Origin of the sequence: Rohdeia mirabilis (assembly GCA_007750655.1) — a bacterium.
GTDB lineage: Bacteria > Planctomycetota > UBA1135 > UBA1135.
In genome coordinates, this window is sequence record CP036290.1 from 2,947,030 (window position 1) to 2,972,144 (window position 25,115).

20 protein-coding genes are annotated in these 25,115 nt (G+C 71.2%); 7 read left to right on the top strand and 13 right to left on the bottom strand.

Translation table 11 applies throughout. The annotated features are described in order from the left end of the window. Positions 1 to 93: 93 nt before the first annotated feature. The 3 genes from Pla163_RS10970 to Pla163_RS10980 all read right to left on the bottom strand — a co-directional run bounded on the left by Pla163_RS10970 (position 94) and on the right by Pla163_RS10980 (position 2,579). The gene (locus Pla163_RS10970) at positions 94 to 576 is read right to left on the bottom strand and encodes a nuclear transport factor 2-like protein (protein ID WP_145187898.1); all 483 of its coding nucleotides are present in this window, start codon (positions 574 to 576) and stop codon (positions 94 to 96) included. Then, entirely contained in the window at positions 573 to 1,859 is a 1,287-nt protein-coding gene (asnS, locus tag Pla163_RS10975; protein ID WP_145187901.1) for an asparagine--tRNA ligase, read from the bottom strand. The genes Pla163_RS10970 and asnS overlap by 4 nt, the downstream gene beginning before the upstream one ends. A gap of 126 nt (positions 1,860 to 1,985) precedes the next feature. Further along, positions 1,986 to 2,579 (bottom strand): hypothetical protein, encoded by a 594-nt coding sequence (locus Pla163_RS10980; protein ID WP_145187904.1) that lies wholly within the window; start codon positions 2,577 to 2,579, stop codon positions 1,986 to 1,988. An 80-nt stretch (positions 2,580 to 2,659) separates the two neighbouring features. Here Pla163_RS10980 and Pla163_RS10985 point away from each other — a divergent pair, with 80 nt between their 5' ends. Together Pla163_RS10985 and Pla163_RS10990 are read left to right on the top strand one after the other, a co-directional pair. Then, positions 2,660 to 4,939 carry a Na+/H+ antiporter NhaC family protein gene (locus Pla163_RS10985; protein ID WP_145187907.1) on the top strand — a complete coding sequence of 760 codons (2,280 nt, stop codon included), beginning with the start codon at positions 2,660 to 2,662 and terminating at the stop codon, positions 4,937 to 4,939. Between the two features lie 42 nt (positions 4,940 to 4,981). Next, positions 4,982 to 5,968 carry an MBL fold metallo-hydrolase gene (locus Pla163_RS10990; RefSeq protein WP_145187910.1) on the top strand — a complete coding sequence of 329 codons (987 nt, stop codon included), beginning with the start codon at positions 4,982 to 4,984 and terminating at the stop codon, positions 5,966 to 5,968. 32 nt (positions 5,969 to 6,000) lie between these two features. On the opposite strand, the gene Pla163_RS10995 is transcribed toward Pla163_RS10990, so the two are convergent. The 3 genes from Pla163_RS10995 to Pla163_RS11005 are packed head-to-tail and all read right to left on the bottom strand — an operon-like array spanning position 6,001 to position 9,595. Continuing rightward, entirely contained in the window at positions 6,001 to 7,284 is a 1,284-nt protein-coding gene (locus tag Pla163_RS10995) for a BatA domain-containing protein (RefSeq protein ID WP_145187913.1), read from the bottom strand. After that, on the bottom strand, positions 7,284 to 8,177 hold the full coding sequence (locus Pla163_RS11000) for a DUF58 domain-containing protein (protein ID WP_419185817.1): 894 nt from the start codon (positions 8,175 to 8,177) through the stop codon (positions 7,284 to 7,286). Before Pla163_RS11000 ends, Pla163_RS10995 begins: the two co-directional genes overlap by 1 nt. Further along, positions 8,174 to 9,595, bottom strand: a complete 1,422-nt coding sequence (locus tag Pla163_RS11005; RefSeq protein WP_419185818.1) for a PP2C family protein-serine/threonine phosphatase — start codon at positions 9,593 to 9,595, stop codon at positions 8,174 to 8,176. Before Pla163_RS11005 ends, Pla163_RS11000 begins: the two co-directional genes overlap by 4 nt. Before the next feature lie 262 nt (positions 9,596 to 9,857). Here Pla163_RS11005 and Pla163_RS11010 point away from each other — a divergent pair, with 262 nt between their 5' ends. Continuing rightward, positions 9,858 to 10,670 (top strand): STAS domain-containing protein, encoded by an 813-nt coding sequence (locus Pla163_RS11010; protein ID WP_145187923.1) that lies wholly within the window; start codon positions 9,858 to 9,860, stop codon positions 10,668 to 10,670. Between the two features lie 131 nt (positions 10,671 to 10,801). Here the strand turns inward: Pla163_RS11010 and Pla163_RS11015 are convergent, their stop codons facing one another. Continuing rightward, positions 10,802 to 11,947, bottom strand: a complete 1,146-nt coding sequence (locus Pla163_RS11015; protein WP_145187926.1) for a glycosyltransferase family 4 protein — start codon at positions 11,945 to 11,947, stop codon at positions 10,802 to 10,804. A gap of 189 nt (positions 11,948 to 12,136) precedes the next feature. Here Pla163_RS11015 and Pla163_RS11020 point away from each other — a divergent pair, with 189 nt between their 5' ends. Together Pla163_RS11020 and Pla163_RS11025 are read left to right on the top strand one after the other, a co-directional pair. Then, positions 12,137 to 12,757, top strand: a complete 621-nt coding sequence (locus tag Pla163_RS11020; protein WP_145187929.1) for an HAD family hydrolase — start codon at positions 12,137 to 12,139, stop codon at positions 12,755 to 12,757. Next, positions 12,754 to 13,575 (top strand): hypothetical protein, encoded by an 822-nt coding sequence (locus Pla163_RS11025; RefSeq protein ID WP_145187932.1) that lies wholly within the window; start codon positions 12,754 to 12,756, stop codon positions 13,573 to 13,575. The genes Pla163_RS11020 and Pla163_RS11025 overlap by 4 nt, the downstream gene beginning before the upstream one ends. A 39-nt stretch (positions 13,576 to 13,614) precedes the next feature. On the opposite strand, the gene moaA is transcribed toward Pla163_RS11025, so the two are convergent. Continuing rightward, positions 13,615 to 14,571 (bottom strand): GTP 3',8-cyclase MoaA, encoded by a 957-nt coding sequence (moaA, locus tag Pla163_RS11030; protein WP_145187935.1) that lies wholly within the window; start codon positions 14,569 to 14,571, stop codon positions 13,615 to 13,617. 85 nt (positions 14,572 to 14,656) lie between these two features. Next, positions 14,657 to 15,880 carry an ATP--guanido phosphotransferase gene (locus Pla163_RS11035; RefSeq protein WP_419185819.1) on the bottom strand — a complete coding sequence of 408 codons (1,224 nt, stop codon included), beginning with the start codon at positions 15,878 to 15,880 and terminating at the stop codon, positions 14,657 to 14,659. A 332-nt stretch (positions 15,881 to 16,212) separates the two neighbouring features. Between Pla163_RS11035 and Pla163_RS11040 the strand changes: the two genes are divergently transcribed. Beyond that, positions 16,213 to 18,021, top strand: a complete 1,809-nt coding sequence (locus Pla163_RS11040; protein ID WP_145187941.1) for an SLC13 family permease — start codon at positions 16,213 to 16,215, stop codon at positions 18,019 to 18,021. Positions 18,022 to 18,153: 132 nt separating this feature from the next. Next, entirely contained in the window at positions 18,154 to 20,064 is a 1,911-nt protein-coding gene (locus tag Pla163_RS11045; protein ID WP_145187944.1) for a hypothetical protein, read from the top strand. A gap of 13 nt (positions 20,065 to 20,077) precedes the next feature. On the opposite strand, the gene rocF is transcribed toward Pla163_RS11045, so the two are convergent. From rocF to Pla163_RS11065, 4 genes are read right to left on the bottom strand one after another with little or no spacing between them, the layout of a single operon-like run. Beyond that, positions 20,078 to 20,995: an arginase gene (rocF, locus tag Pla163_RS11050; protein WP_145187947.1), complete on the bottom strand. Its 918-nt coding sequence runs from the start codon at positions 20,993 to 20,995 to the stop codon at positions 20,078 to 20,080. Beyond that, positions 20,992 to 21,777, bottom strand: a complete 786-nt coding sequence (locus Pla163_RS11055; RefSeq protein ID WP_419185820.1) for an SAM hydrolase/SAM-dependent halogenase family protein — start codon at positions 21,775 to 21,777, stop codon at positions 20,992 to 20,994. Before Pla163_RS11055 ends, rocF begins: the two co-directional genes overlap by 4 nt. Before the next feature lie 58 nt (positions 21,778 to 21,835). Further along, positions 21,836 to 23,746, bottom strand: coding sequence for a hypothetical protein (locus tag Pla163_RS11060; RefSeq protein ID WP_145187953.1), 1,911 nt, complete (start codon positions 23,744 to 23,746; stop codon positions 21,836 to 21,838). After that, on the bottom strand, positions 23,746 to 25,104 hold the full coding sequence (locus Pla163_RS11065; protein ID WP_419185821.1) for a phosphomannomutase/phosphoglucomutase: 1,359 nt from the start codon (positions 25,102 to 25,104) through the stop codon (positions 23,746 to 23,748). Before Pla163_RS11065 ends, Pla163_RS11060 begins: the two co-directional genes overlap by 1 nt. Positions 25,105 to 25,115: the final 11 nt, after the last annotated feature.

Here is a 25,115-nt window from a genome sequence, read left to right on the forward strand (position 1 = left end):
GGGCGACCGGGAGGGACTCCGGCGAGCCCCGCGATCCTTACACCGAGGCGGTGGAATTCGGCCGAACCGCTCGCCCTCGCGCGCGTCGCGGCGTCAGCGCTCGAGCCCCACCGCTTCGAACCAGGCGCTCGCGGCCTCGCGCTCGCCCGCGAGATCCACGTGCTCGATGCGCGCGATCAGGCCGTCCGCGCCCAGTTCGACCCGCTGTTCGCAGGTGTGCACGTGGCTCTGGCCGGCGTGGCGCATGCGATCGGTGAAGCGCACCGTCGCGGCACCGTGTCCGGCCCCGACGCGCGGATCGACCACCGCGCTCTCGTAGACGAGTTCGTCGAGCTTCGACCGGCCCCAGGCGGCGGCCTCGGCGTAGCTGCCACAAATGGCGTCGGGGCCCTCGAGCCGTTCGTCGCGGATGGCGTAGACGCACCTGGGCGACAGCAGCGCGCGCACGCGGCCGAAGTCGTCGGCGTCGAGCGCGGCGGCGAACTGCTCGACCACGTCGCGCGCGTAGATGGCGAGCCGCTGCTCGGGCGAGCCGCCGTCGGCGCTGACGGGTCCGGTGCCTGCGCCGTCGCTCACGGCTCGATGCGGTACATCATGCGCGGGTACGGCGCGGCCTCGCGCACGTGCTCGACGCCGGCGATCCAGGCCACGGTGCGCTCGAGACCGAGCCCGAAACCGCCGTGGGGCACCGAACCGTAGCGACGCAGGTCCAGGTACCACTCGACGGTGGACTGGTCGAGGTCGTGCTCCTTGATCCGCTCGAGCAGGAGGTCGAGGTCGTCCTCGCGCTGGCTGCCGCCGATGATCTCGCCGACGCCTTCGGTCGCGAGCATGTCGACGCACAAAGCCTTGTCGCCCTCGCGCTTCATGTAGAAGGCCTTCACGCTCGCCGGATAGTGCGTGACCATCACCGGGCGGTCGTAGCGGTTCGACAGGATCGTCTCGTCGGGCGCGCCGAAGTCGTCGCCGCGCACGAACTCCGACTCGGGGTGCGCCTCGAGGATGTCGGCCGCCTCGTCGTAGGTCAGGCGCGGGAAGGGTGCTTTGATCGCCTCCAGCTTGGAGAGGTCGCGCTCGAGGATCTCGAGCTCCGGCTTGCGACGGCGCAGCACTTCCTGGACCACGTACACGATCATGTCCTCGGCCAGCTCGCACACGTCGGCCAGTTCGGCGAACGCGACCTCGGGCTCGAGCATCCAGAACTCGGTCAGGTGTCGGCGCGTCTTGCTCTTCTCGGCGCGGAAGGTCGGACCGAAGGTGTAGACCTTGCCGTGCGCCATCGCGGACGCCTCGGCGTACAGCTGACCGGACTGGGTCAGATACGCCTCGCGGTCGAAGTACTGCACCGGGAACAGGGTCGACGTCCCCTCGCAGGAGCTGCCCATGAACATCGGCGAGTCGATCAGCGTGAACTCGCGCTCGGCGAAGAAGCCGCGCAGGGCCGTGATCACCGCGTCGCGCACGCGCATCAGCGCCCACTGGCGCTTGCTGCGCAGCCACAGGTGACGGTTCGACAGGAGGAAGTCCGTGCCGTGCTCCTTGGGCGTGATCGGGTAGCCCTCGGCGGCTTGGATCACGCGGCCACCGGTGACGCCGATCTCGAAGCCGCCCGGCGCGCGCTCGTCGGCCTTGACCTCACCGGTCAGCTCGACGCTCGACTCCTGGCCCGCGTGGCCGATGGCCTCGAACAGCTCCTCGGTGACGTTCTTCTTGAGCACGACGCACTGGCAGAAGCCACTGCCGTCGCGCAGTTGCACGAAGAGGAGCTTGCCCTTGCCGGAGCTGTTGTGGATCCAGCCGCGCAGGGTGACGGTGGCGCCGACGTGGTCGGCGAGGTGGGAGATCGTGGTGACGGTCATCGGACGGAACGAGATGCGGACGACGGCGCGCGGGACGCACCGAGTGATTGGGTGGGGCCGAACGGCGAAGAGGCGGCTCGAAGGAAGCTGGCGACGAAGCCGAGCCTCAGCGGGCCGATCGGCGCGTCAGGGGAACAGTCGGTACGGCGGATCCATGCGCACGTCGAGCACGCGGCCCTTCTCGACGATGCAGCGCCCCTTGTGGACCACACCGTTGCGACGCGCCTCGACCGGGATCTCGGCACGACCGAGGGCGGCCATCTCGTACAGGTCGTGCTCGCCGAGCAGTTGGACGCGGTCGTAGCCCAGCGCCGCCAGCCGGTTGTGCAGGCGCTCGCCCACGATGTCGGCCGCGTCGGGCGGCGGCTCGGCCGGGGCGTCGGGGGCCGTGACGATCTCGCGTTCGACGACGGTCGGACGCGAGGCGGCCTCGATGACCGCGTCCTCGAGTCCCTTGAGCCCGTTGCGGATGTCGATCAGGACGTGCTCGGTGCGGCGCAGGTCGATGTCGGAGCGCTCGGCCTCGAGCTTCTTCAGGCGCGCGGCCAGGCCCTCGAGCAACTCGTTCGACGCCCCCACCGAGGCTTCCATCGACGCCAGGCGCGCGAGGATCCGCAAGAGGACGACGATGCCGAACACCGCGACGACCACGAGGACCGACACTGCCCAGAACGAGCCATCGCCGGCGGCGATCAGGAGCGGTGCGGCGGTCGCGAGCATGACCCGGGAAGGATAGCGCTGCCGACCTGCCACCCCAACGAACAGCGGGTCCGAGTTGCCGCGGGCGTACACTCCGGCCCATGTCCGACGCCACCGACCCGCATCTGATCCAGCACCAGGGCGGCGCGCCCGCCACCGAGGCACCCGACGGCACCCCGCGCTGGGTCCCCTTCCTCGCTCTGCTGCTGGTGGTCCTGGTCGCGCTCCCGTGGCAGGGCGCGCCGGTCGAGCGACTCGGCGCGCTCGAAGTGGCCGGACTGGTCGCGGTCGAGCGCGACAGCACCGGCGCACCGGCGGGCGAGGACGCCGAGGAAGCGCTGCCCTCGATCGGAACGCTGGTGCTCGTCTCGGACTTCGTGACGATCGACCTCACCACCGATCCCGAGGCGGACCCCCTGCCCGCGGTCCTGCGCCTGAGCGACATCGCGATGACGATCGACGGGCTCGAGGCCGATGCGGACACGCTGGCGACGGCGCGCCGTTCGTTCGTGCAGGGGCTGCGCGGTGCGGCCGAGAAGGGCGTGGTCGTCGGCACGAAGCTCGACGAGTCGGGCAAGGTCGTCGACGACGTGCGCAAGCTGTCACTGACGGTGGACGGCGAGAGCGTGCCGGTGACCGGTGGCCTCGACGTGCGCATCCGCATGGGCTTCGGCGACGGCGGCGGCGGGCGGCGGATCGAGGTGGAGCCGCTGCTCCCGGGTGCGCTCGACCCCGGCGGCGCGAGCCTGGTCGGCACGGACTGGCGACCGCCGAACCGCTTCTCACTGCTGCCCCCGATCCTGGCGATCGCGCTCGCCATCGCCACGCGCCGCCCGCTGCTGTCGCTCTTCGTCGGCGTCCTGTCCGGAGCGATCCTCGTGGCGCTGCGTCAGGGACTCGGCTTCGGCAGCGCCGTCGTGAGCGGGGCGATCGACGTTCCCACCCACTACTTCTGGAGCCGCTTCTACAGCCCGAACGACCTGTACATCATCCTGTTCGTCGTGTTCATGCTGGCGATGGTCGGCAACACGGTCACGAACGGTGGGATCGCCGGGATCATGCAGCTCCTCGCCAAGCGCGCGAAGGACGCCCGCACGACGCAGATCGCGACGTGGCTGACGGGCCTGGCGGTCTTCTTCGACGACTACGCCAACACGGTGCTCGTCGGTTCGACCATGCGCCCCTTGACGGACAAGTTCCGCGTGGCGCGCGAGAAGCTGGCCTACATCGTCGACTCGACCGCGGCCCCGGTGGCCGGCATCTCGATCTTCTCGACCTGGATCGCGTTCGAGGTCTCGACCTTCTCCAGCCAACTGCCCGCCGCGGGGATGGCGACGACGGACGGCTACGAGGTCTTCATCCAGACCCTGCCCTACCGCTACTACTGTCTGTTCACACTCGCGTTCGTCGCGTTGATCGCGTTCAGCGGGCGCGATTTCGGGCCGATGGCGAAGGCGGAACGGCGCGCGCGTCGCACGGGCCAGGTGCTGCGACCGGGTGCGACGCCGCTCGTGTCGAAGGAGTCGACCGAGCAGGAGATGGCGGCCGGTGTGACGCCCGCGGCCTGGCGTGCGCTGGTGCCGCTCTTCGGGTTCATCGGCACGACGCTGTTCATGATCGCGCACGGTGGCCATGCGTTCGACGTGGCCTGGCGCGAGCTCGAGTCGTTCGATGCGTTCGTAGAGGCCGCGACGGGCGTGCTCTACCTCGGCAGCGGCAACTACCCGCTGATGATCGGCGGCGCCGTCGGCTTCGTGCTGGCGGCGATCGGCACGGCGCAGGCCGGAGTCCCCGATCAGATCCCGCTCGCCGCCTGGCGCACGCTGAAGTCGATGGGCATCGCCTTCGGCATCCTGTACTCGGCCTGGATGGTGTCGGACGTGTGCACGGACCTGGGCACGGCGCCGTTCCTGACGGCGATCGTCAGCGACGCGATCCCCGCGCCGCTGTTGCCCGTCGTCCTGATCGTCCTGGCCGGCTTCGTGGCCTTCGCGACCGGTTCGTCCTGGTCGACCATGGGCATCCTGTTGCCGATGGTCGTCGGCGTGAGCTTCCAACTGGGCGAGACGATCGACATCGGCGGCATGGCGCTGATGGTGCTGTGCATCGGCGCGGTGCTCGAGGGCGCGATCTTCGGGGACCACTGTTCGCCGATCAGCGACACGACGGTGCTGTCCTCGATCTCGAGCGCTTCGGACCACCTCGACCACGTGCGCACCCAGGCGCCCTACGCGCTGACGACGATGGCGGTGGCGATCGGCGTCGGCTACGTCCCGAGCGCGTACCTGGGCTGGAACCCGTTCGTGTGCATCGCGCTCGGCATCGGCGCCCTGGCGGCGATCGTGCTGGGGATCGGACGGCGCAGCGAACCGGCCACCTGAGCGACGGGCGGGGAACCGGGGGCGGTGCTAGGCTCGGCCACCATGCGCACCGCTCCCATCCTCCTCGTCGTCGGCGCGTTCCTCGCCGCCTGCGCCCTCTCGCCCAACGACGACTCGACCCTGCGCGTCGAGCTCCCGGACGGCGTGCTCGAGACGGGCGGCGCGCCGTTCCCGGCCCACTGGATCGACGGCACCTCGCCCGACGAGCCGCACCTGCAGGTGCACTGGTACGACGCGGACACGGTGATCCTGCGGCAGAGCAAGCGCGTGCACTACGAGGCGCCGTTCATGTACCTGTTGTTCGGGACGACGCACGCGTTGCTGCTCGACACGGGGTCGGTCGGCGACTTCGATCTGCGCGAGACGGTCGACGTCCTCATGGCCGAACGGGAAGCGAGCCTCGGACACCCGCTGACCCTGATCGTCACGCACACGCACGGGCACTTCGACCACGTGGCGCACGACGACGACTTCCAGGGCCGCGAGAACACGATCGTCGTGCCGCGCACGATCGAGACGCGCATGGGCTTCTTCGCGATCGAACAGTGGCCGGTGAGCGTCGGGTGGATCGATCTCGGCCAGCGCCGCATCGAAGTGCTGCCGACGCCCGGCCACCACCCGTCGCACCTCGTGTTCTGGGACGCGCGCACGAACGTGATCCTGTCGGGCGACACGTTCTATCCCGGCTACCTGTTCGTCTTCGAACCGCGCGCCTGGAGCGACTTCGCGGCCAGTACGCGGCGCCTGCTCGCGTTCGCCGAACAGCGCGGTGTGACGACGTTCCTCGGCGGACACGTGGAGATGAGCACGACGCCCGGAGTCGGCTATCCCTACCGCACGATCGAACAGCCCGAGGAGACGCCGCTGGCCCTCTCGATCGACGAGTTGCGCGCGACGGTCGCCGCGCTGGAGTCCCAGACCGAGCCAGGCTTCCTGACCATGGACCGCGTCGTGCTGTATCCCGCCTTCCTGGACTGGGACGACGAGGCGGACGACGAGGCCGACACGACGAACGACGCGGCCGAGTAGAACGCGGCGCGCCGACGCAGGGTCGCCGGACCTCAGCGCCGCCGCAGCACCGCGGCGAGTGCGAACGCCGCCGCCGCCACGAGCGCCAACGGGGCGCGCAGCTCGAAGCGCGTCGGCAGCGGCTCGGGCGACGCACCCAACTGCGCACGGGTCGGGCCCTGGTCGCGCCGGCCGGCCACGGGCACGAGGCGCGGGTCGGGCGCGAGCGCGCGATCGAGGAGCGCACCGAGTCCGAGAGCCAGCGCCTCGGGATCGGGGGCGCGCCAGACGCCGGGCGCCACGCGCAGGTGTCCGTCCGCGAGCGCCGTCACCGGCTCGGTGCGGCCACTCGCCGGCTCGACGGCGCGCACCGCGACGATCCCGACCGCCCCCGCGTCCACCCCCAGCGCGCGTCCGTCGTCGAGCAGGCCGATGCGGCGGCCGTCCGGATCCACCAGCGCGACGCCGTCCACGAGCGGTGCGCCGCCGGGCGCGCGCTCGACGACGAGTCGCACCGCTGCGTTCGACTCGGCTCCAGCCGGCGCGGCCGCCACGGGTTCGAGACCCCGCGTGCGGGCGAAGACGCGCGCGAAGTCGGCCACGAGCTCCGGCACATCGGCTCCGATCACGACCGTTCCGGTCCCCGTCGGAGCCTCCCGCTCGCTGAACGCGCCGGATTCCCAGAAGGTCCAGGTGACGGCGCCCGCGGCCACGAAGCCAGGGACCTCGGCTCCGCCGCTCGCGACGAATCCGGCCCCGGTGGACGTCGACTCCGCGTCGCTCGCGCCGGCCCGCTCGGGCGCGTCGCACGACAGCCACAGGACACCGGGTCCGTCGTGGGCCTCGAAGTCGGGCGGTCGCGCCGCGGCGGGTGCGGCGGCGTACCGCGCGCTCGGCGCGGGGTCGCTGGCGCGCGTGACGAGGTCCTCGAGGCCCGGTGAACGCCAGCGCACGCGCACGTCACCGCGCTCTTCGAACAGACGTGCGCGCGCCGCCTCGAGAGCGACGAAGAGGCGCGTCTCGCCGCTCTCGTGGGCGAGCAGCATGCGCGGACGACGGTCGACGAGGACGAGCCACTCCTCGCGCTCGTGAGCCGGTCCGCGCGGATCGGCGAGCGCCACGGCCCACGCCACGAGCCCGACCACCGCGACCAACAGCCACAGCGGCGGACCGAAGCGCCGACGCGATCCACTCAGCGCCTCGCCCCGGGCCGCGCGACGCCACAGCGCGAGCGTGCCCGTCAGCGCGCGCACCGGACGGCGCGGCGCGAACGCCAGAGCCAGGACGATGCCCGGCACGACGAGCAGGACGAGCAGCGTGGGCGCGGCGAACTCCATCAGATCCCGAACAGCTCGTGCGCCGCGTCCTCGAAGGGCAGCCCGGCCTCGAAACAGCCGAAGCGCACGCGGTGGCGGCCACACACGGTGCGCCAGCGCTCGAGCAGGCGCGCGAGCTCCTCCTCGTAGCGCACGAGCACCGCGCCGTCGGTCCTGACCTCGAACTCGTCGCCGGTCTCCGGATCGCGCCAGCGACGGGCGCCGGACAGACCGCGGCCCCACTCGCGCTGCGCGAGCCACTGACCGACGACCACGTCCTGGACCCGGTGGCGCCACGCGAGCAACTGCCGCGGTTCGAGGTCGAGCAGGTCGCCGAGAACGACGTGGCGCCCGCACTCGGCGAGTCGCGGTTCGGCGAGCAGCGCCGCGGCGCCGCGTTCACCGCCCGCGCGCAGGGACTCGAGCACGTTGAGTCCGTCGCTCAGTTCGGTGCCGCGGACGAACCGCCGCGCGCGCACGGTGCCCGACTCGAGCCACAACAGTTCGATCTCCGCGCCCGAGCGCAGTCCCACCGAGAGCCAGGCCGCGGCGACCTCGGCGGCGCACTGCAACTTCCCCGGCATGCCGACGCCCATCGACGCGCTCGTGTCGACGCAGATCGCCCAGCGCTCGGCCGCTTCGCGCCGATGCACGCGCACGAACGGTCGGTCGGAACGGGCCAGGAGCGACCAGTCGAGGTCGCGCAGGTCGTCGCCGTCGCGGTACGGCCGCAGGTCGATCCACTCCTGTCCACCGCCCGCGAGCGTCGTGTTGCCCGCGCCCTCGCGCCGGCGTCTGAGGAGCTCGAGACGCGTCGTGAAGGACTCGAGCCGACGCCGGAAGGCCGGCGTGAAGCGCACACCGGTCGCGTCCTCGGACGGTGTCGCTCGGCCGGAGCGCGCCTCGAACCTCACGTCGTGCGTCGCACCACGAGCAGCGTGATGTCGTCCTCGACGAGACCGCCGCCCTCGACGAGCGCGCGTTCGGCCAGGGCGACGACCGACGTCTCGAGATCGTTGCCCTCGGCCATGCAGGTCGCGAAGAGCGCCGCCAAGCCTTCCTCGCCGAGCAACTCGCCATTCGCGCACTTGATCTCGCTGACACCGTCCGAGAACGCGAGCAGCGCGTCGCCGCGTTCGAGCCGGAAGGTGGCGTTGCTCTCGAACTTCTCGCCCGGGATCATCCCGAGCGCCGGGCCGCCGCCCTCGACCGTGGTGCAGCTTCCGTCCACGGCGTGCCAGTGCAGAGCACCGGGGTGCCCGGCGTTGATCGTCTCGACCGAACCGTCCGACGACAGGACCGCGAGGAACATCGTCATGAAGCGCCCGTCCTCGCTGCGTTCGCACAGGTCCTGGTTGAGCAGCGTGAGCGCCTCGCCCGCGTCGCCCAAGAGCCGCAGGTAGGAGCGCAGTCCGGCCTGGGCGGAGGCGGTGATGAGCGCCGGACCGATGCCGTGGCCCGTCACGTCGCCGACGACGACGCCGAGGCGATCGCCCTTGGCGTTGACGAAGTCGTAGAAGTCTCCACCGGCCGATTCCGCCGCGCGGTACCAACCGTGGACCTCGAAGCCGGGCACGGTCCCGGGCGCCTGGGGCATGAGACCGCGCTGGATCTCGCCCGCGAGTTCGAGCGACTGTTCGAGGCGCACCTTCTCGATCGAGTCGAGCTGCAGGCGCGCCGTCTCCAGCGTCATCGAGATCTGTTGAGCGAGCGCGGCGAAGAGCGACAGGTCGCGCTGGGTGAACGTTCGCGACTGGGCCTTGCTGTCGACGTACAGCGCGCCCTGTGGACGGCGCGTGCTCGTGCGACCGTCCTCGCCGTCGCCGCGGTCGGACGAGAGCGGCACGCACATCACGGCGCGCAGCTTCAGGTCGAACACGCTCTGCGCCAGTTCGAGCGCTTCGGAGTCGGAACCGACCGTGGCCCGCACGGGGGTGTTCTCGTCGAGCACGCGGCGCGCCGTCGTGGTCGAGAACTTGATCTCGCCGTCGATCGTGGCGCCCTCCTCGTCGCGGGCGACGCGCACCTCGAGCTGGCCGTCGTCGCCCTCGAGGATCAGGAGTCCGCGCGCGGCACCGGTCACCTGGACCGAACTGTCGACGATGCGGGCGAGCAACGCCTCGAGGTCCGCCGGAGTCTTGACCGACGCGTTGGCCACCTGGGCGATGGCGTCGAGCAGGACCTTGACCGACGCGCGGTCGGCGCCCTGGTCGCCGGTCAGGAACTGGGTCTCGCGGTCGGCGCCCTCGAGGGCCGACGGTTCGGACAACTCGGGCCAGTCGGAGGTCTTCGAGTCGGCCTTGGCCTTCTCCTTCTTGCGGCGAAAGAACATCGCCGGAGTGTAGCGCCGCGCCCCGTGGGGACGCCGCGTCTGGCCGTCCTCCGGTGGACGGCGATGCGCGGACGGCCCCGGAGTCGGTCCGATCCCGGGCATCCGGGTCCGGGGCCACCGCCACCACGGCCGGCGCCCGCTTCCCCAGCGTCCAGCTCGAGGGGAGGCCCCACTCCTCGGTCCTCGCCCGGGGGCCGCGACCCGGCTACACTCCGCGCCCCCCGGGCTCCGAGCCTGCCAGACCTCCCACCTCGATTCCGACATGCACATCACGGTCGACGATCGGGACGGTTTCACCGTCCTGCACCTACGCGGCGAATTCGACACGTACTACTGCCCGAAGCTCCAGGAGGAGATCGACGGCCTGGTGAAGGCCGGTGAGACGCGCGTCGTGCTCAACATGCGGCTGGTCAAGTTCATCAACTCGACCGCCCTCGGCGCGATCATCAAGGCCCACAAGGGTCTCGAGGCCAAGGGTGGCGGACTGGCGGTCGCGCGGCCCTCGACGTTCGTGCGCACGATCCTCGAGAAGGTCGGCCTCAACCGCGTGGTCGGCCTGTTCGACACCGACGAGGAGGCCGGCGCGTCGCTCGGCTCGCCCATCGCCGCTCCGAAGTCGACCGCCGAGGCCGAGCTCGAGGACGACGAGGCCGCCGTGATCTTCACGCTCACGGACCAGGACCGCATCGACCACTTCATGCCGCACGACGGTCAGGTGAACCCGCTGCACCGACACGAGTTCGGCAAGAACTGGCGTGGCATCGGTCGCATGGGCAGCCTCGACCCGTCGCGCATCGCGTTCACCTGGGAGGGCGGCGCCACCGGGCTCACGCCGTTCGAGATGGGACAGCTGCTGGCGCTCGGCACCGAACTCTCGATGAAGTTCCGCCTGCCCCTGCTCAAGAAGGGTCACCTGGTCGCCAAGGCCGTCGTCGCGGCGCTCGAGGAGCGTTCGGAAGGCGTGCGCGTCACCGCGACCTTCGGCGACCTCGACTCGAAGACCCGCGAGCACATCGACCAGTACGCCAAGGACATGGCCTTCCTGAAGCAGGAGCTCAAGAAGGCGACGGAGTAGCGCTCGCGCTGCCAGGGTCGACGGGGCGATCACCCGTGACCGCCGTGTTCAGCGACCGCTGACGTGCCCGATCGAGGCGCGGCAGCGGTCGCTGGCGTTCGTAGCGGCCTGCGCGAGCTCCCCGCCGAGCGCTACCGCCTCGGCTGAGCGTTCGCCTGTTCCGCGGCGCCGCGGTCCTGGTCCAGCACGGCGCGCAACAGCTCGTCGATGCGCGCCGCCATCGGCGGGATGCTGAAGCGCTCGATGGCGATGCGGCGCGACTCGCCGCTCCAACGGCGGCGGGCCTCGGGCGCACCGGCCATGCGGGTCAGCGCGGCGGCCAGCGCCTGGTCGTCGCCGGGCACGACGATCAGTCCGTTGACGTCGTGCTCGACGCGCAGGCGCATGCGCGGCAGGTCCGTCGCGATGCACGGCAGACCGGCGGCCAACGCGCGGCTGAGGTTGCGCCCGCGCACGCGCTCGTCCTCGGCCGGCGCCACGTACATCGTCGCCGCCGAGAACAGTCCGGCGAGGTCCCTCTGGTCGGCGGGCAGCGGCACGATGTGGACGCGCGCCCAGACCCCGAGACGGTTGCACAGCGCCTCGATCCGCCTGGCCTCGACGCCCGATCCGACCAGCACCAGGTTCCAGTCCTCGCGCTGGCCGACGCTGCGCGCGAAGGCCCGCACCAGGACGTCGATGCCGCGTCCGTCGGAGAGGTGCCCGACGCAGAGGACGTAGTGGCGCGCGAGGCGCAGGTGCGTCCCGAGACGGCTCGCCAGTCCGGGGCGGAACGTGTCGGTGTCGACGGCGGCCGGCACCACGTGGGTCAACTCGCGGCGAAAGCCGTGCTCGGCGAGTTGGTCGGCGGCCAAGGGGTCGATCGCGATCGCCAGACGCGTCCGCGAGCGCACGAGACGACCCCAGAGCAGCAGCCCGAAGCGCACGCGAAAGGCCTCGCTGGGCGCGCGCAGCGAGAACCACGCGGGCTCGACGACGACCAGCGGACGATCGAGGCGACGGGCCAGTCGCGCCGCGGTCCACGCGGCCGGTGAGGCGGAGTCGTAGGCCACCAGGATGTCCGCGTCCTCGACGCGCTCGACCGTCGGGGCGTCGCCCTTGGACTCGCGCCGCGGGAACAGGCCCAACAGACCCCCGGTGACGGGCACGACCTCGGTCCGCCAGCCGCGCGCCTTCAGCCCGTGCGCCAGGTTCTCGGGGTGCATCGAACGCCGAGCGCGCGCGTTGAGCGAGTCGACGAACAACGCCGCCTTGAGGGATCGATCCGCGTCGGGCATGGGCGACGCATGATCCCCGCCAGCGGTCGCGAATGCCAGGGATCGGGCCGCAGGGGGGAAACGGGTTCCACCCCGCGAGCCGCGACTCGGGAGGCTCGACGCGCTCCACAGGAAAGTCGCGGTCGCGGGCTCAAGGGACCGGCGGGGGTTCCGACAACGACGCCGTTCCAGCTCGACCCCCACCCATCCATGGACCACGAACGCCCCGCCGGAATACCCATTCCGGGCACGACCCCCACTCCCCGCGGCCTCTTCCTCGACGTCTGGGGCACGCTCTGCGAGCTGCCCCCCGGCGGCCGTGCGAGCGCTCCCGCCGACGTGCGCTTCGTACCGGGCGTTCTCGACGCGCTCTTCGCCTGCCACCGCGAGGGCTGGCGCCTCTACCTGGTCGGCAACGAGACCGACGTGGCGCTCGGGCACCTGGACGAGCGCACCTGGAAGCGGGTCGAGGAGACGCTGATGGGCGGCCTCGAGGACGCGGGCATCGAGATCACGCGCTCCTACATCTGCACGACGCACCCGAACGGCATCGGGCACCTGCAGAGCGACTCGGTCTACATGCTGCCGGGGACCGGCGGCTTCTACCACGCGAGCCACAACGACGGGATCGACATCGAACGCAGCTGGGTCGTCGGCGACAGCACGCTCGAGCTGGTCGCGGGTTGGCGCGCCGGACTGATGACGTGCGCCGTCGCGACCGGACGGGCCATGTCCGACGGCGAGTTCCACGTCGACGTGGACGTGCGCTACCCCGACCTGACCGAGTTCCTCGGCCTCCTGTTGCAGCGCTCGTACGACCGCGCAGGGTGAGCATGGGACGAGTCCTGCACACGGCGCTCGCGGCGCTGATCGCGCTCGTCGCCCTGACGCCGACGGTTCGCGCCCAGGACACCTTCGAGCTGACGTTGCTCGAGGGCTGGGCGCGAGCGACGACACAGGCGGGCGTGTCGTGGATGACCGACGCAACCCCCGCACTCGAACTCACCGGTGGCGTCTACCTCGAACTGGGTCCGGACTGCGTCCTCGAGGTGGTCGACGCCGGTCGTGCGAGTTTCGTGTTCCAGGGCACGACCTCGGCCGAGTTCCAGCGCGTCGCCGACGGCTCCGTGCGCCTGCTCGTGCGGCGCTTCGACCGTCTCGAACTGCACACGCGCCGCGGTCGGCTCGCGGTCGATCTTCCGGCGGGTCAGCGCCTCCTGCCGCGCACCGGAGTCACGCACCTCAGCGGCCAGCCCGACGGGAGCGCGCACATCGAGCACCTCCTGGGCGAATCGGTCGAACTGGACCTGGGTGGCTGGTACACCTTCGAACTCGCGGTCGGTACGCGGCGTGCCCTGCCCCAGCGACTGGACGCCGGACCCGCCGGTCGCTCCGCCGCCGACTTCGCGCGCGTCCGTGCGGCCCGCGCGCCGCGCGTCGCGTCACCGTTCGTCGCATCACCGGTCGCTGCATCACCGGTCGACGCCGCACCGGTCGCCGCGGGTGCTCCGCGAACCCGCGCCCGCAGCATCGACTCGGGTCCACGCGTGCGACTCGCGGGTGGATTGGACGACAGCGTGCGCGCCTCGTTGTACGAGTTCACGCGCAGGGCGGCGCGCGAGTACAAGCACTACACGGCCACGCGCTAGGAAGCCCTTCGCCGGCGAACCGGGCGCTCGCGGATCGACTCAGCCGCCGATCGCGCGCATCGAGATCCCGCCCTCGCGTTGGAGGTCGTAGATCGGCGGCTTGAGATCGGCCGCCTCCTCGAACAGCGCGACCAGATCCGCGTCGATCCGCTCGTCGTCGTGCCCCGAGCGCAGCGCGGCCAACAGGTCCACCTCGCCGCCGGTCAACAGGCACGAGCGGATGCGCCCCTCCGCGGTGATCCGCAGCCGATTGCAGCGATCGCAGAACGGATTGCTCATGGCGTGGATGAAGCCGATGCGCGCGCCGTCCACCTCGAAGCGCTCGGCCGGACCGCCGTCGGCACTCGTCGGCAGCGGAACGAGTCCGCGCTTGCTGGCGACGCGCTTCAGCACGTCGCGCGGGCTGAGGCGCCACTTGCCCGTGCGCTCGGCGTCCATCGGCATGTGCTCGATGAAGCGCACTTCGACCTGCTCCCGGCGCGCCAGATCGACGAACGCCTCGATCTCGCCCTCGTTGACGCCGCCCAGGAGCACGACGTTCAGCTTGCGATTCTCGATCCCGGCCTCGCGGCAGGCGGTCAGGCCCTCGAGCACCTGGTCGAGACGCCCGCCGCCGGTCAACTCGGCGAAGCGTTCGGGATCGAGGCTGTCGCAGCTGATGTTGACGGTGCGCAGCCCTGCTTCGGCCAACTCGCCGGCGCGCTTCGCGAGCAACAGGCCGTTCGTGGTCAGCGCCACTTCGCGGATGCCGGGCAGAGCGTCGAGACGCGCGACGATCTCCGGCAGGTCGCGGCGCAGAGTCGGCTCGCCGCCGGTCAACCGGACCTTCCTGAACCCGAGGCGTTCGGAAGCGACGCGCATGATGCGTTCGACCTCGTCGGCCTGCATGACGGTGCGCGGCTCCTCGGGCAGGGTGCAGTAGGTGCACGCCAGTTGGCAGCGATTGGTCAGCGAGACCCGCAGGTAGGTCACCCGGCGTCCGAAACGGTCGATCATGGCCCGCCCAGCCTAACGTCCCGGGCGCGCGGTTCGGGTGCGATCGCCGATCGCGGCCCGTCCTCGTCGAGAAGGCGACGACCGGCTAGAGCGCGAGGTCGTCGGGCTCGTCCGGCTCTTCGGGATCGGGCTCTTCGGCCCGCGGCCGAGGGTTCGTACCCGCACCGTCACCGGCGCTCGCATCGCCGCGCGCGGGCGTGCTCGCCCCACCGGCCGCCCCGCCGAACAACTCGCGCAGGAAACCGGCCCGCAGGCGGTCGCGCGCCGGAGCGTCGATCAGTCCGGGCGTCGGGTCCGGCTGACGTGCCTGGACGTGCCCCTTCTGGATGCGGATCGCTGCCGCGTCGACGGTCTCGAGCTCGAAGCCCTCGACCAGCCCGAGCGCGAGGCCGAGGCGGATGTTGGACAGGTGCTGGAGGCACGCGTCGGTCTGCATCATCCGCGCCGATGCGAGCGTTCCGATCGAACGGGACACGCGGTCGCGCAGCACGGACTCGCGTTCGGCGAGCAGCAGCGCGCGCACGCGTCGCTCGAACTCGATCACGCCGGGGACCAGTGCGCCGAGCTCGTCGAGCAGATCCTCCTCGCTGCGACCGAGCGTGATCTGGTTGGAGATCTGGTAGAAGTCGCCGGCCGCGCGACTGCCCTCGCCGTACATGCCGCGAACGGCGAGCCCCGTGCGCTGGGCGGCGGCGAAGACCTTCTCGAGCTCGGAACGCACCATGCCGAGCGCGGGCAGGTGCAGCATCACCGACGCGCGCATGCCGGTCCCGACGTTCGTGGGGCACGCCGTCAGATAGCCGAGACGCGTGGAATGGGCGATGTCGAGCTCGTTCTCGAGAGCCAGGTCGAAGGTGCGCACGCGTTCGAACGCCGCGCGCAGGTCGAACCCCGCGGCGAACCCCTGGAGGCGCAGGTGGTCCTCCTCGTTGACCATCGCGGACGTGGTCTCGCAGCTCGAGAACACCACCGCTCGACCCGGAAGGACGCGCGAGCGCTGTTCGACCGGCGCGTGGTCGCGGCTCGCCAGGTGGCGCTCGCGCAGGAGCAGCCGGACGAGGCTCGAAGCTTCCGCGAGATCGATCCACACCGGCTCCTCGCTCTCGAGTCCGGTTCGCTCGATCACTCCCCGCACCCGCCCCGCCACTTCGATCGCGACGGCATCGTCGATGCGCGTCATGAACGGATAGCCGCCCACGTTGCGCGCGAGTCGCACGCGGCAGGAGACCGCCACGTCGCGCTCCGGCCCGCTGGCGTCGAGCCAGTGACCGACGGTGGTCGCGAACGGAATGGGGTCGATCGGGCGCATGTCTTCGGACCATCGCAACCGGCGGCGCGGGTCCGGGAACAGGATAGCGCGGCCGGTGCGTCGAGAGCACACCCCGCTCCGCGCCGGGTGAGCGGCGGGATCCGCGGAACGGCCTATGCTGATGGAGGTTCCGGACACAGGACGTTCCACCGCGGTTCGCCCGGGTTCGGTCCGACGACCGACGGGCGTCCGCGCCCCGTGTCCCGCGCTCGCCGTCCGGCGCGCCGCGTCCGCGCGGCGAACACCGCTTCCGTCGACGCACCGCCTCGTACCCCACAGCCTCGTCCCGCACCGCCTCCCCCCCGTGACCGAAGCCATCTGATCGAAGCCGTGTGATCGCCGACCACCAGCTCATCGTGCTGGCGACCCTGGCCATGAGCCTCTTGCTCTTCGTCACGGACGCGCTGCGCTACGACCTCATCGCACTGCTCGTGGTGCTCGCCCTGGCCGCGGCGGGAACACTGACTCCGCGCGAGGCGTTCCGTGGATTCTCCGACCCCGCCGTGGTTCTGATCGCCTCGATGTACGTCTTCGGTTGGTCCGTCAATCGCTGGGGCATCGCCGAGGTACTCGCCCAGCGTCTGCTCGGCGTCGGACGGCGCACCGCGGCGCCCAGCGAGAGCTGGCTCGCCGCACGCGTGACGCTGGCATCGGGACTGCTGTCGTCGGTGCTGTCGAACACGGGCATCGTCGCCACGCTCATCCCGGTCCTGTCGGAGATCTCGCGCAAGCACCTGATCCCGGCCTCGCGCCTGATGATGCCGCTCGCCTACGGCAGCCTGCTCGGCGGGCTGCTGACGCTCGTCGGCACGTCGACGAACCTGGCCATCGACGGCGTGCTACGCGACCACGGACACGCGGGTCTGGGTCTGTTCGACTTCGTGCACCTCGGTGCCATCCTGCTGGTCGTGGGCTCGCTCTACTTCCTGTGGTTCGGGCGCTTCCTGCTGCCGAGCCGCCGCGTCGACGAATCGCTGACCGAGCACTATCGCGTGCCACAGTTCGTCTCCGAAGTCATGGTCGAGGCGTCGAGCTCGCTGAACGGGTGCACCGTGGGCGAACTCGACCTTCTCGCACGCCACGAGCTCACCGTGATCGGCATCGTGCGCGGCGAGGGCGGCGCGTTGGTCGTGCCCGGACCGCAGAACCGCGTGTCCGAGGGCGACGTGCTGGTGGTGCAGGGCGAACCGCAGTCGCTCGTCACGTTGCGCGACGAACTCGGCCTGGTCGAGCGCGAGAGCGTCGACGTCGAGGGCACCCGTCTGTTCTCGAGCGACGTCCAGCTCGTCGAAGCCGTGGTGCCCGCGGGTTCGGCGCTCGTCCAACGCACCCTGGGGCAGTCCGACTTCCGCGCGCGCACGGGTCTCAACGTGCTCGCGATCGCCCAACACGGACACGTGCGACCGGGCGCGATGGCGGAGCGGCGCCTCGTGGTGGGCGACTCCCTCTTGATCCAGGGGCACCGCAACGACATCGCGCGTCTGCGGCGCTCGCGCCAGCTGATCGTGCTCGACGAAGTGCTGACCCGTCACCTCTCCTCGCGCGCCTGGATCACGCTCGCCTGGCTGGTCGCCGTGCTCGCGGCCGCCGGCGTCGGGCTGCTGCCGCTCTCGGTCGCCGCGCTGAGCGGAGCGGTCGGACTGGTGCTGACCGGATGCATCCGTCCCGACGAGGCTCGCGGCGCCGTGGACTGGTCGGTGCTGGTGCTGGTGGGCGGCATGTTGGCCCTGGGAATCGCCTTCCAGAAGCACGGGCTCGACGTCGAGGTCGCGGGAGTGCTCCTGACCTTGTGTCAGGGCATCGAGTCGCCGCACTTCCTGGTGGGGCTGTTCCTGTGCGCCACCGTGCTGTTCACCCAGGCGACGTCGAACGTCACGGCCGGCGTGATCATGACGCCGATCGCGCTGAGCGTCGCGGACGCCCTGGGACGCGATCCGATGGCGCTCGTCATCGCCGTGCTCTCGGGCGCGAGCCTCGCGTTCATGTCACCGGTCGCGCACCAGGCGAACGCGATGGTCGTGGGACCGGGCGACTACCGTTTCCGCGACTTCGTGCGCGTCGGGACGCCGTTGACCGCGCTGCTCGTGGCGATCGAAGTGGTGATCGTTCCGCTCCTGTGGCCGATGCACCACATCGTCTGAGTGCGCGGAGCGACGACCAGCGTGCGTTCGACGACGGAGCCGACCTCGGTCCTCGGCGCAGGGCCCGCCGGGGCGCCGCGCACCGCCCCGCGTCGCAGCTGGGCGCGGTGCGGGCTCGGCGTCGCCGCGCTGGTGCCCCTGTGGACCGCGAGTGCCTGCGACGGTGACGCGAACGAGCGAGCGTCGGTGCCGTTCGTCCCCCAGCACGTCGAGGGTTGGGTCGAGCGAACGACGTTCGACGACCTCCCCACCTACGTCTGGTGCGAACCGGGGTACGCGGGACCGATCCCCGAAGCGTGGCGCGCGGCGTTCGGCGGCGTGAGCGCCTCGCGCGGCCGATTGCCAGATGCGGCGGCGGGCGGTGGGTGGCGCGCCTACGTCGGTCACGCGGCGCCGCGCGCTGCGCTGTTCCTCGAGCGCTCGACCGTGAGGGCCGATCGCGATGCGTGGTTGCGCGAACGCACCGAGTCGAGCCTCCCCCAGCGACCCGCCCAGCTCGCGAGTCCCTTCCTGTTGGCCGAGATCGAGCGCGTCGCGGAGCAACGCACACGCGCCCTGCCGAACGCCGACTTCGTGGCGTTGGGCGACGAGGTCGGCGTGACGCCCTTCGGGGATCCGCTCGAGTTCGCGCGCCCGGGCGAGCTGCCGTGCACGGACGAAGCACTGGGACTGCTCGGGGGTCCCGACGTCGCGGGCTTCCTCGCGCGTCGACGGGCGGACCAGGCGGAGTTGCTCGCGGCACTCGAGCGCGCGGCGCAGGGCGTGCGCCGCGCCGCACCGTCAGCGGCCGTCGGACTCCTCGGGAACGGCCCGCGCACGCCGTTCGGCGGTGTGGGCGCGGCGGACCTGGTCGATCGCTTCGAGGTGCTCGAGCCCTATCCCGCCGGGTTGATCCGCGCGGGCGTCCTGCTCGAGCGCGCGCGCCCGACCGCGAAGCGCGCACGTGTGCTGCGCACCGTGTTCGACGAGTCGGGACCGGCATGCCGCTGGCAGGTGTGGGAACACGTCCTGCGCGGCGGCGACGGACTGGTGCTGTGGTGGCGACCCGCATTGGCCGAACGGCCCGAGCTCGTCGGAGCCCTCGCGGAGGCCGTCGGCGCGGCGCGGGCGTTCCGCGGACGCCTGGGCCCGACCGCTCTCGCGTCCGTCGCTCCGCGTATCGCCGTGCTGACCGACTTCGAGGGCGACGCCGGGCTGTGGCTCGCGGTGGCGCGCGGCGAGCGGTTGCACTGGCCCGCTCGGCTGGCCGGATTCGAAGCCGCGCACGGCCCGGCCTTCGAGCGGCGGCGGGCGTGGGTGCGCGCGTTCGAGGACGCGGGCCTGCAGTGCGGCGCACTGGCCGTCGAACGCCTCGCGACCGCGTCGTCACCGCCCGTGGAGCTCGCGGTCGCGAGCGCGCTGGAACTGGCGCGCCCCGACGTGCGCGCGGCACTCGTCCGCCACCTCGACGCGGGCGGTCACCTCTTGATCGACGACGAGAACGACGCCGGCGAGGCGCGCGCGCTGGAGCGCCAGTACCCCACCCGGGTCCACCGCGCGCCGCTCGGGATCGACCGCGTGATGCTGGACCGCGTGGCGGGCCGGATCGCGGGGCCGCGCTCCCTGCGTCTCGAACACGGGCTGCGCGAGCTCGCGGTGCTCGCAGGCGTCCCCGCTCCACCCGCGCGTCTGGTCGCGAGCGACGGCCGCGCGCTGCTGCAGAACTGGTTCCCTTGCGACGACGGCGGCTGGGTCGGCATCGCCGTGGAGTCGGCCGACAGTCCCACCGAGCGCGCGTCGCTGTCGGCGTTCACCGCGCAGCTCGAGTGGAGTCGTACGGCGAAGGACACCGTGAGCGACACCGTGGACGACACCGTGGACGACACCGTGAACGAAGCCGTGGCACCGATTCGGCCCCTGTACGCCACCTGGTCGTGGCGCTCGGATCTCGACGCGCGCTCCCGTGGACTCGCGGTCCCCGCCGGCGGACCTGCGATCGTGCGGATCGAACCGCGCGTGCCTCTCGAGACGCGGGCGGGCGCGGACGAGGTACGTTCGCGCTGAACCGCCGCGCGAATCAGTAGATCAGCTTGCCCAGCGCCGACTGGGCCAGGGCCACCGCGAGCTTCGCCGTCTTGTTCTTCGTGTCGAGCAGTGGGTTGATCTCGACCAGCTCCATCGAGAGCAGCTTGCCGCAGTCCGCGATGTTCTCCATGAACAGGTGCGACTCGCGCCAGCTCGTTCCACCCGGAACGATGGTTCCGGTGCCAGGGGCGATGGACTCGTCGCACCCGTCGACGTCGAACGACAGGTGGAAACCATCCGTACCGTCGCAGGCGATCTCGATCGCTTCCTCCATCACGCGCTGCATGCCCATCTGGTCGATCTCGCGCATGGTGTAGATGCGCAGACCGAACTCGCGGATCAGGGCGCGTTCGCCGCGATCGAGTTCGTGGACCCCGACGAGCACGCAGTTCTTCACGTCGAGCATCGGCACCGCGCCGGCCAGCTCGACGAGGCGCTTCGGTCCGCGCCCGAGGCAGCTCGCGAGCGGCATCCCGTGCACGTTGCCCGACGGGCTCGAGTCGGGCGTGTTCATGTCGCCGTGGGCGTCGAACCAGATCAGGCCCGCGCTCGTGCCTCGGTCGCGATGGAACGACGACACGCCAGCGATCGTTCCGCACGCGATGGCGTGGTCGCCACCGATGACCAGCGGGACCTGACCGTCGGCGAGTGCGGCCCTGACCTCGTCGCGCAGGCGCTCGCCATGCGCCACGATCACGTCCAGGTGGCGCGCGTGCGGGTCGCCGTCGTCGCTCGCGTCGAACGCCGGCATCCGCACGTCGCCGCGGTCGACGACCCTCAGTCCGATCTTCTCGAGCGCGGGGATCAGACCCGCGATTCGGACGGCATCGGGAGCGAGGGACGCGCCGCGGTACACGCCGCCCACGTCCATGGGGGCGCCGATCAGGGCGATGGTTCGGTCGAGAATCATGGTTGTCGTCGTGTGGCCCCCGCGCGCAGCAGGGTGACCGGTGTTCCGCGTCCGACGTCGAGTCGGGAGGACGCATCGCCACCGCGCTCGGCGATCTCGACGCGGTCGTAGGAATCTACCAGAGCCAGCAAGGCCCCCACCCCCGCGGATCCGTAGGTCGGCGCGAAGTCCACGCGCACCCCTTGGATCTCCACCACCCAGTCGCCCGTGTCGACGCCGAGGGCTGCACCCGGTACGTCGAGGATCAGGTTGCCGAATCGATCCACGTGCTCGACCCGACCGGCGATCCGATCGGCTTCGATCCGCGGCCCAGGTTCGGTCGCACCGATCCACTGGCCCGGACGCAGGCCCGGCCCCAGTTCCTCGAGCGTCGCCCCCTCCACGAGGCGCGCCGCCGCCGGAGCGAAGAGATCGCGCCCGTGGAACGTGGCGCTCGGGGCGGGATAGTGCGTGACGTCGAGCGCGTGGACGGCGTCCGTCGGCTCGAGGATCGGAGCCAGGAGTCCGTTGTCGGGCGCCAGGAAGAAGTGGCCCTCGTGGCGCGCCACGAGGATCGCCCGCTCGGTGCCGACGCCCGGGTCCACCACCGCCACGTGCACGGTCCCGGTCGGGAACCAGGCCCAGGCGTGGCGCAGGTGGAAGGTCGCAGCGCGCGTGTCCTGGGCGGGGACGTCGTGCGTCAGGTCGACGATGGATCGCAGACTCGGCGCGCGCGACAGCAGCACGCCCTTCATGCAGCCGACGTAGGCGTCCCGAGATCCGAAGTCGGTCAGGAGCGTCACGACGGGTCCGTGCGGACCGTGGCTGCTCGGCCGGGACAGCTTCGATTCCATCCGCGGCTCAGCGCGTGCGCGACGCGAGCGCGCCGAGGTACGCCCCTTGGAGCACGGGGTCGCGGACGTTGCGCGAACGCGCCAAGCGCTGGACGAGGCCGTAGCCCCCCCATTCGCCCAACGCGAGCCCGATGCGTCGCAGATCCTCCTCGCGCGCCCAACGCGGCGGCGAGTCCGCCTCGCGCTCCAGGGCGCTCAGGCCTTCCTGCGCGATCAGGTAGCCGGCGGCCAGCTGACTGGCCGGCACGTCGCGCACCCACAGTGCGCGGCGCAGGAGGCTGATTCCGATCGGGTGACGCGCGTCGACCAGGACGCGGGCCGCGACCAGGGTGAAACTCGGATCGCGGCCGTAGAGCAGCGCGCTGACGGATGCTTCCTGCACGGCGATCTGGTTCACGTCGGCGAGCGCGAGCAGCGCACGGGCACCGACCGGACCGTCCACGCCACGCGCCAATGCGCTGCGCAACGGCTTCGCGGCGGCCGCCACGTCGAGACGCGCGAGAGCCGCATACACGTCGACGCTCAACTCGGCCGGCAGGTCCGACACCTTCGAGGCGACGATGAGCGGCGACAGGGTGGTCGAGGACGACGAGCGCCGCACGAGTTCCTCGACGAGCGGCACGCGCAGCACTGGGTCCGTCTCGAGACCGGTGCGGATCGCGTCCGCCGCCTTGCTCGGTGCGCGCAGCAGGGTCGCGACCAACGCGATGGCCTGCAACTCGGGATCCGTGCCTTCCTCGAGGTAGGGCTCGAACACCTCGAGGCTGTCGACCACGGACGAATCCGCCACGGCTCGCAGGCCCTGACGGCGATCCTCCAGGCGATCCGATTCGAGCAGGTCGCGCACGACGGCATCGCTGCGATCGACCAGTCCCGCCGCGAACGAGACGCAAGCGGCACGGCGTCGCACGCTCGCATCCATGTCGCCGAGCGTCGCGCGCCCGAGGATCGGACCGAAGCCCGCCGTGCGCTCGGACGCCTCCACGGCGTCGAGAAGAAGGTGCCAGGACTCCGGGGAATCCGGCATCCAGAGCCCGCTCTCGACCAGTTCGACCAGCGGCACGCCGATCATCTCGACGGCCGCCTCGAACGTCGCTCGGCCCGGCCGCTCGAGCAGTGCTTCGAGAAGGTGGTCGCGCGTCCACGGCCGGTCCACGCGTGCGCCGAGCGGAACGATCAGGTCGGCGAGCCACCCGTCGTCGGCTTCGAGTTCACGCAGTCGACGCGCGCGCCACGGCTCCCCGCCGACGCGCCCGAAACGCATCGCCGCCTGCCAACGCAGCTCGAGGAACTGGGCCAGCGGATCGGACGAGGGAGCGGTCTCGCGATCGCGCACGAAGGCCCGCGCAGCTTCGATCACGTCGCCGAGCGGAGTTCCCGGGAACTGCATGCGCAGAACCTTCTTCTGCGCCTCGGGATCACCGGAGAGCACCAGCGCGGTCGCCACGTGGGCGACCTGTGTCGGGACCGAGAGTCGACTCGAGTCGATGAGCACGTCGAGCGGCAGCGGTTCCAGTTCGGCGAGGGCGTAGATGACGGCCACCTCTTCCTGCCCGGTGACGCGCCCGAAGAGACCGCGCAGCACGCCGAGGGCGTTCGGGGTCTCGACCTGCGAGAGCGTGTAGATGGCGGCCGCACGCTCGCGCGGCGTCTGGCCGGAGCGGGTCAGGCCCGGCTTGAACTCCTCGTCGGGGGGGAACGAGAGCTCGACGTCGTTGGCGAGCAGCGCCCGCCAGTACTCGGCGTCCACGGGCGGATTGTCGACCTCCGACTCGACGCCGACCGGCAGATCCTGGGCGGGGGCGGCGAGCGTCGCACGGCCCTGTCCTGCGAAACCGATCGCGAAGAGAGCGACTGTTGCGACGAGGAGGGAAACGGCGTGCGAGCCGCGTGCTCGGTCGGTGCAAGCGCGTTCCATCAGACCGGTTGGCCGAGGAGGCCCACGAGTTCGTCGCGCTTGGCGTCGCGCGTGGCTTCGTTGCGCGCTTCGAGGTTCAGTCGCAGGAGCGGTTCCGTGTTCGACGCTCGCACGTTGAACCACCACCAGTCCGGATCGGACAGGTCGCCGAACTCGACGGTGACGCCGTCGAGATCGTCCTGCTTCCCGGCCGAGTAGCGCTCGCGGAGCGACGCGATGGCAGCGTCCTTGTCCGCGACCTCGAAGTTGATCTCACCCGTCGAGTGGTAGCGGCGCAGGTCGGCGACGATCTCGCTCACCGGCCGGTCGCGGTTCGCGGGGACGTCCAGCACCGAGAGGGCCGTGACCATCGCGATCACGCCCGAGTCGGTGGTGAAGTTCTCCTTGAAGTAGAAGTGCCCGGAGAGTTCGCCGCCGAACAGCGCATCGCGCTCGCGCATCGTGGCCTTGATGAACGAGTGCCCCACCCGCTCGCGGATCGGCGTTCCACCGGCCTTGGCGATCTCCTCCTTGACGACCCACGACGAACGCAGGTCGTAGAGGATCGCGGTCGGACCGCGCTCGGCGATCAACTGGCGCGCGATCAGTGCGGTCATCAGGTCGGCGCTGACGGTGCGCCCGCTCTCGTCGACGAAACAGCAACGGTCCGCATCCCCGTCGAACGCGACGCCGACGCGCGCGCCCTTCTCGACGGTGAGCTTGCGAACCCAGTCGAGGAGCTCCTCCTTGAGCGGGTTCGCCTCGTGCACGGGGAACGACCCGTCCGGCTCCATCAGGATCGAGTGGGCCGCGATCTTCGGCAGCCGCGCGAGGATCGCAGGCAGGGTGTGGCCCGCCATGCCGTTGCCCGCGTCGATCGCGATCGAGACGGGGTTCTCGAGCGCCGAGAAGCTGGCCACGTGGTCCGCGTACTCGTCGAGCAGATCGACGGTCTCTTCGCTGCCGACCCGGGCCACGGGAGCGGGCTGTTCCTCGGCGCACATGCGCTCGATGTCGGCGATGCCGTTCGCGCGGCTGATCGGCTTGGCGCCGCGCGAGCAGAGCTTCATGCCGTTGTACTCGCCCGGATTGTGGCTCGCGGTCACGCACAGACCGCCGTCGCAGTCGATCGAACCGATCGCGTAGTAGGTCATCGGCGTCGACGCGAGCCCCAGTCGGATCACGTCGCAGCCTTCGTCGCGGATGCCCTGGGAGACCGCGTCGGCGAGCTCGGGCGAGTGCGTGCGCATGTCCTGCCCCACGACCAACCGCGACGCGCCCAACAGACGTGCGAACGAGCGGCCGATGCGGCGCGCCAGCTCGGCGTCGAGCTGGTCGGGGTGGATGCCGCGAATATCGTAGGCCTTGAAGATCGACATCGAATCGAGGG

What these genes read in the sequence shown, in the direction of transcription:
- rocF (WP_145187947.1), bottom strand. Translation starts at nt 20,995, where the DNA reads ATGATTCTCGACCGAACCATCGCCCTGATCGGCGCCCCCATGGACGTG.
- Pla163_RS11065 (WP_419185821.1), bottom strand. Translation starts at nt 25,104, where the DNA reads ATGTCGATCTTCAAGGCCTACGATATTCGCGGCATCCACCCCGACCAG.
- Pla163_RS11010 (WP_145187923.1), top strand. Translation starts at nt 9,858, where the DNA reads ATGCACATCACGGTCGACGATCGGGACGGTTTCACCGTCCTGCACCTA.
- moaA (WP_145187935.1), bottom strand. Translation starts at nt 14,571, where the DNA reads ATGATCGACCGTTTCGGACGCCGGGTGACCTACCTGCGGGTCTCGCTG.
- Pla163_RS10980 (WP_145187904.1), bottom strand. Translation starts at nt 2,579, where the DNA reads ATGCTCGCGACCGCCGCACCGCTCCTGATCGCCGCCGGCGATGGCTCG.
- Pla163_RS11015 (WP_145187926.1), bottom strand. Translation starts at nt 11,947, where the DNA reads ATGCCCGACGCGGATCGATCCCTCAAGGCGGCGTTGTTCGTCGACTCG.
- asnS (WP_145187901.1), bottom strand. Translation starts at nt 1,859, where the DNA reads ATGACCGTCACCACGATCTCCCACCTCGCCGACCACGTCGGCGCCACC.
- Pla163_RS11060 (WP_145187953.1), bottom strand. Translation starts at nt 23,746, where the DNA reads ATGGAACGCGCTTGCACCGACCGAGCACGCGGCTCGCACGCCGTTTCC.
- Pla163_RS10990 (WP_145187910.1), top strand. Translation starts at nt 4,982, where the DNA reads ATGCGCACCGCTCCCATCCTCCTCGTCGTCGGCGCGTTCCTCGCCGCC.
- Pla163_RS10995 (WP_145187913.1), bottom strand. Translation starts at nt 7,284, where the DNA reads ATGGAGTTCGCCGCGCCCACGCTGCTCGTCCTGCTCGTCGTGCCGGGC.
- Pla163_RS10985 (WP_145187907.1), top strand. Translation starts at nt 2,660, where the DNA reads ATGTCCGACGCCACCGACCCGCATCTGATCCAGCACCAGGGCGGCGCG.
- Pla163_RS11005 (WP_419185818.1), bottom strand. Translation starts at nt 9,595, where the DNA reads ATGTTCTTTCGCCGCAAGAAGGAGAAGGCCAAGGCCGACTCGAAGACC.
- Pla163_RS11035 (WP_419185819.1), bottom strand. Translation starts at nt 15,880, where the DNA reads ATGCGCCCGATCGACCCCATTCCGTTCGCGACCACCGTCGGTCACTGG.
- Pla163_RS11020 (WP_145187929.1), top strand. Translation starts at nt 12,137, where the DNA reads ATGGACCACGAACGCCCCGCCGGAATACCCATTCCGGGCACGACCCCC.